This is a genomic window from Ideonella alba (genome assembly GCF_018069845.1).
In the GTDB taxonomy this organism is placed as follows: Bacteria; Pseudomonadota; Gammaproteobacteria; order Burkholderiales; family Burkholderiaceae_C; genus Ideonella; species Ideonella alba.
Map to the genome: position 1 here is coordinate 1 of NZ_JAGQDD010000040.1, position 5,368 is coordinate 5,368.

Genomic DNA, 5,368 nt, shown 5'->3' on the forward strand with positions numbered 1-5,368 from the left:
GCGCTACGGCATGCGGCGCAAGCCCGGGCTGCGTGTTTCGTGGCATCCTCGCAGCCCGGGCTTACGCCGCATGCCTCTGCGCGCAGCTTAGCTCGAACGTTAAGCCTCATGTCCACAGCCCCAGAGTTCACCACGGCCCATTGCAACGCCTGCTCCGGCAGTCGCAATCATTTCGTCCTCCATCGCGTGCGAAGCGACTGGAATGATTCGGACGGTGATCCTGTCGGTCACGAAACCTACGAGACACTTCGATGTGCCGGCTGTGATTCCGTGAAGCTTCGCTACACCACTACAGCTTCGTGGCACGGCGAACTGGACGAAACCTACTTTCCGCCAAAAGCCCTTCGGCGCAGGCCGCACTGGTTCGACGAACTCGTCTCGAAGGGCGATGGGGATACGGACTCGGCCGCTGACTTGCTGAACGAGATTTATGTTGGCATTCAGAACGGCCTACGACGCTCGCCCATGCTTGCGGCAAGAGCGCTCTTCGAACAGGTGATGCAAGGCAAAGTCGGCGATAAAGGGACCTTTCGCTCGAACGTGGAAGCCTTAGAACAGGCGGGCTTCGTTTCAAAGATTCAGCGCGATCGCTTGCTCGCCGTTCTTGAAGCCGGCCACGCGGCAATGCACAGAGACTTCGTGCCAGAGTTGGACAATCTCATAGCTGTACTCGACATCGCCGAGCATCTGGTGGAGTCGCTGTATGTTCACGACAGAAAGGTAAGTCGTCTTGCCTCCGTCGTTCCCCCAAGGCCGAGGCGATGAGGCCTAACCCCTCGCTGGAACCGACGCCCACCGCCATGACGCTTGGCCCGCTTCCCGGCTTAGGCCATCATCCGTACAGCGGGCCAAGCGCCATGCCGGCGTGCGCGGCTCAGCTCGAACGTTAGGCCTCACTAAATGTCCCGCATCGCGCTCATTGCCCTTAGATGCACCGCGATCGCGTGGTTCGTAGTTGCGATTGCATTCATGGCAGCAGCACTTTTGGTACCAGAGCGGCAAGTATCACTGCTCCTATTGGCGTCATGGCTCGCGGTCTCAGCAGTCGCTGCATGGCGAAGGCTGCGTTGGGGGCTGTGGCTTATCACTATCAATCACCTTGCACTCGGAGTACTGGCCTTCCTGGCATTGGTTCCAGACATAGATGCAAAACCAGAGGACCTCACTGGCCTGCAAGCTGCCGTCACGTCCCAGCCCAGCGCTGTAGCCGTTCTCATGGTTGTTCTAATCGTGGCTGCCGTGCTAGCTCCGCCCGTGGTCATTGGGTGGCACAAGTCGTGGTTCCGACGCGGCATATGGTGAGGCCTAACCCCTCGCTGGAACCGACGCCCACCGTCATGGCACTTGGCCCGCTTCCCGGCTTAGGTCATCATCCGTCCAGCGGGCCAAGTGCCATGCCGGCGTGCGCGGCTCAGCTCGAACGTTAGCCGTCATGGACGACTTCCTTGAACGCATCTATCTTGATCAGGCAAAGCAAGAGTGTGAGGCGTGCTTTGAAGCTATCAAGGAATTCAACGGCGCGCTGGAACGCGAACGAAGCAAAGATCCATTCGCGCACGCAACAGCGCTCGTCCATCACGCTGCAGCTGTTTCAAGAATCTTCTGGCCGCCGGGCGGCCGGGACAAGCACGCCAGACAGAGGGCCCATCGCCGAGGAGAGGCTCTTCGCAAAGCACTCTCGGTTTCCACTGACCACCCGGTTCAAGCACGCACGCTGCGGGATCACTTTGAGCACTTTGATGAGCGCCTAGATGACTGGGCTGAGCGCAGCAAGAACCGAAACATCGTCAGGAAACTACTCGGTCCACGCAGTGCAATTGGCGGCGATGCCATTCAGGATGAAGACATCATCCACCACTACGACCCCGAGACCAAAATCTACGCGTTCCGCGGCGAGAAGTTCGACGTTCAGGCACTCGCCTCTGGCCTTGAGGATCTATATGCCAAGATTGCAGCGCGTCTTGCTGAGTTGGACCGTAGACGCTTCGGTGGTGACGGCTAACCCCTCGCTGGAACCGACGCCCACCGTCATGGCACTTGGCCCGCTTCCCGGCTTGGGTCATCATCCGTACAGCGGGCCAAGCGCCAAGCCGGCGTGCGCGGCTCAGCTCGAACGTTAGGCCTCACAGAATGAGTTCTCTGCAGTCGGTCATTTTGTCGATCGGCAATGCTATCAACACCTGCCACATCGGATGTGTTGGGGCTTCGCCAAAGCGGGTTGGGACGCCGCCCAGATGCATGCATCTTGAGGAAGGCAACGCAGACTCACCCAGCCTGATCATCGTAGGACTGAACCCCGGAAGAGCCTCGGCCGAAGAGATCAACTTCTATAGGTCAGTAGGCGATGACTACACATCAACAGTTTGGTATGTGGTCGACTCAGAAGACTCCATCCCCTACTACCGCAAGACCCGTGAGTTCGCCCGAGCGCTCGGGTTCGTCGGCGCCCTGCACTGGACGGAACTTGCGAAGTGCGAACTTCAGCCAGCATACAAGTCAGTTCCGGTGGAGATGATCGCGAACTGTGTTCGAACGCACCTGACACAGGAACTGAAACGCTTACCAAACTGGCCAGTACTCGCTATTGGGAGAGTCGCTTTCCACGCGATGTCACTGATATGCGCGGACCGACCGATAGTCGGGGTTCCACACACTACAGGCGCCTGGGGCGGGGCCTTTTCCGCTCTTTGCAGCCCAGGAACCGCAACGCCGTCAGCTCGCACAAGGCGTCAAGTGCGTAGGGCCCTAAGTCGGAACGGCGCGGTATGGCTGCGGTGAGGCCTAACCCCTCGCTCGATCCGACCCGCTACGGCAGGCAGCGTAAGGCTGGTCCGCGCCAGACGTACCAATGTCGCAGCCCAGCCTTACGCCACCTGCCTGCGCGGGCGGCTCAGCTCGAACGTTAGGCGGCTGATGCAGCGGCTATCTCGCTACACACTCTTCGGGGCGCTTGTTGCCGCGCTGTGCCTTGCCACGTATGCCGTGGGTGTCGCAGTCGGACAAGAAAAGTCGAAGAAGGCAATTGCGGCCCTCCTAGCCTCTGTGCAAGTAGACCTAGGTTTGACCCACTTGCTTCGCCTGCGTGAGCTAGAAAGTGACCTTGCGCGTGGGTGCTCGGGCGAAGTCCTCGCAAAGATTCGCTTCGACACTCATAGCCAGATGATGGTGCTGGCCTCTTTGTATGGCGATCACAAGGACACTTGGGTAGTCGAGTCGGTCTCCAAGCGAGATCCTTCGTTGCCAGCACAGTTGGAGCAGTTTCGCGCGTCCTACGATTCCTGGACGGAGCCCAAATGCCCAAGGTAGGCCCGCCGCCTAACCCCTCGCTGGAACCGACGCCCACCGGCATGGCACTTGGCCCGCTTCCCGGCTTAGATCATCATCCGTCCAGCGGGCCAAGCGCCATGCCGACGTGCGCGGCTCAGCTCGAACGTTAGGCGTCACAAGACAGCCCGATTCTCACCGCCACCTGATACGCTGCAGCCATGACTGAGCCGAAACTCCTCCTTGAGCGCAACGACGGCGTCTTGACGCTGATCCTGAACCGACCGGCCAAGCTCAACGCGATTGACAACGAACTGGCAGCTTCCTTGAGGAAAGCACTAGATTCCGCGGCAGTTGATTCGTCGGTACGAGCTATTCGGTTACGAGGTAATGGACGGGCGTTCTGCGCTGGCCGTGACGTAAGTGAGGCACCCACGAATATCGATCTTGAACTGGTGCAGGCGGTCGCCAAGTCGATCGTGCACAACCCGAAACCGGTCGTCGCAGTCGTGCACGGATGGACTGTCGGAGCGGGCCTTGAGTGGATGCTCAACGCAGATGTCGTCTATGCCGCAGATGACAGCAAGTTCAAGCTTCCCGAGGCATCACTCGGAGTTTTCGTAACGGGAGGTCTGGTCGCCACCCTTCCTGCCGCGGTCGGACTGACGCGAGCCAAAGCTCTGATGTTGCTCGGCGACGAGTTCAATGCACAGCAAGCTGCAGCTTGGGGTATGGTGTATAAAACCTGTCCCAACTCGGAACTGGAGATGGCGTCTTTGGATGCCTGCATCCGACTGGCCGCCCTGAAGCCTGCAGTCGCGTCCCAGTTCAAACGAGTCGTAAACCTATTCGGCCTGCAGGAGTTCAACGAGGCGGTTGCTGAGGAAGAGAATGTCCACCGCATCCTCGCGCGCGGTGACGCCTAACCCCTCGTTCAAGCGGAGCGCCAACGGCAGGCCACCAAGCCCAGGCTGGTGGTACGCGGTACATTTTCACCAGCCCGGGCTTGGCGTCCTGCCGCCGTCGCCCGCTTAACTCGAACGTTAGCTGCCATGAAAGACAATCTCGGCATGCAACGGCACCATAGCAACTTCGTCCGCGTACTGGTCGTTCTCATCTGTCTCCTGTTCGGAGCAATGGTCACGTACAAGTACTTCTTCCTTGATCCCAAGGGCGACATCTCGCCAGGACTGCTCGTCCTTTTAGCGTTCTTTCTTGTACTTGTTCTGAGCGAGAGCTTTGACAATTTCTCGATTGGCCAGTTGCTCTCACTCGGCCGCCAGCTCGAGGCCAAGGCGGAGGAGAACAAGAGTCTCAAGGTCGAGAACGCAGAACTGCGAGGCCATCTCGTTTCGGTCGCCACGTCGATGACTCAACACCAGACCAGCACAAACATTGTTGGCCTGCCGGAGAGTCTCGCTCGAGCATTCGCGGTGCAGCAGGCGCCTGAAGATGAAGTTCAAGCCAAACGAACTCAAGAGGAGGCCGCGCCGCAACCTCCCGAGCCGGCTATCGCCCGCGTGGACCGCAGGAAACTGGAGGAAGTGACGATCACCAAGTTTCTTGCTGCCAATGGCTGGCAGCAATACTCGTTGCTGCGCGAAGCCAAGCTGACGTCCCAGTTCGCAATTACCGATCCCGTCAGTGACGAAGCCCCTCTGTTTGACGGATACGTCACCGTACCCGACGCAGAAGTCTTCATTGAAGTGCGCAATTCATCTCTCAGCGCTGCGTTCTTCCGTGAGCGTCTCTACATGATGCTCACGAAGATTTATCACTACAGGGCAGCCAAGAAGTCAAACGTCTTCCTCGCCTTGGTGTTGGTTTCGATTCCAGGCGAAGAGCGTCGCGAGTCTTCCATCCAAAGAATCCTCCGAGACTTCCAGCCTGCGATCTCAAATGGTCTTTTGCGGGTAGCCGAGATAGCAGTCCCGCAGGAGGAGCTCCCGCTGGCTGCGCCCCATGGCGGCTAACCCCTCCGTCAAGGGGACCGCTTGCGCTCACGCGCAACCGGCCCCTTACGTCGAACGTTAGCAACTGTGTTGCGCGTCAAGCCCTGGAGCCCAATTGGTGTGGTGCTTGAGCATGGCGTTCATGATGGTGA

At 59.1% G+C, this 5,368-nt stretch carries 4 protein-coding genes; all 4 read left to right on the plus strand.

The window, feature by feature from the left end:
• Positions 1-270: 270 nt before the first annotated feature.
• The 4 genes from KAK03_RS25495 to KAK03_RS24600 all read left to right on the plus strand — a co-directional run bounded on the left by KAK03_RS25495 (position 271) and on the right by KAK03_RS24600 (position 5,237).
• Positions 271-765: a DUF4145 domain-containing protein gene (locus tag KAK03_RS25495; protein WP_210857322.1), complete on the plus strand. Its 495-nt coding sequence runs from the start codon at positions 271-273 to the stop codon at positions 763-765.
• Between the two features lie 667 nt (positions 766-1,432).
• The gene (locus KAK03_RS24590; protein ID WP_210857323.1) at positions 1,433-2,002 is read left to right on the plus strand and encodes a hypothetical protein; all 570 of its coding nucleotides are present in this window, start codon (positions 1,433-1,435) and stop codon (positions 2,000-2,002) included.
• Positions 2,003-3,485: 1,483 nt separating this feature from the next.
• Positions 3,486-4,190, plus strand: coding sequence for an enoyl-CoA hydratase/isomerase family protein (locus tag KAK03_RS24595; RefSeq protein WP_210857324.1), 705 nt, complete (start codon positions 3,486-3,488; stop codon positions 4,188-4,190).
• Between the two features lie 126 nt (positions 4,191-4,316).
• The gene (locus KAK03_RS24600) at positions 4,317-5,237 is read left to right on the plus strand and encodes a hypothetical protein (protein WP_210857325.1); all 921 of its coding nucleotides are present in this window, start codon (positions 4,317-4,319) and stop codon (positions 5,235-5,237) included.
• The last annotated feature ends 131 nt before the right edge of the window (positions 5,238-5,368 follow it).

Coding starts and splice junctions, on each gene's coding strand:
- KAK03_RS24595 (WP_210857324.1), top strand. CDS start 3,486: ATGACTGAGCCGAAACTCCTCCTTGAGCGCAACGACGGCGTCTTGACG.
- KAK03_RS24590 (WP_210857323.1), top strand. CDS start 1,433: ATGGACGACTTCCTTGAACGCATCTATCTTGATCAGGCAAAGCAAGAG.
- KAK03_RS24600 (WP_210857325.1), top strand. CDS start 4,317: ATGAAAGACAATCTCGGCATGCAACGGCACCATAGCAACTTCGTCCGC.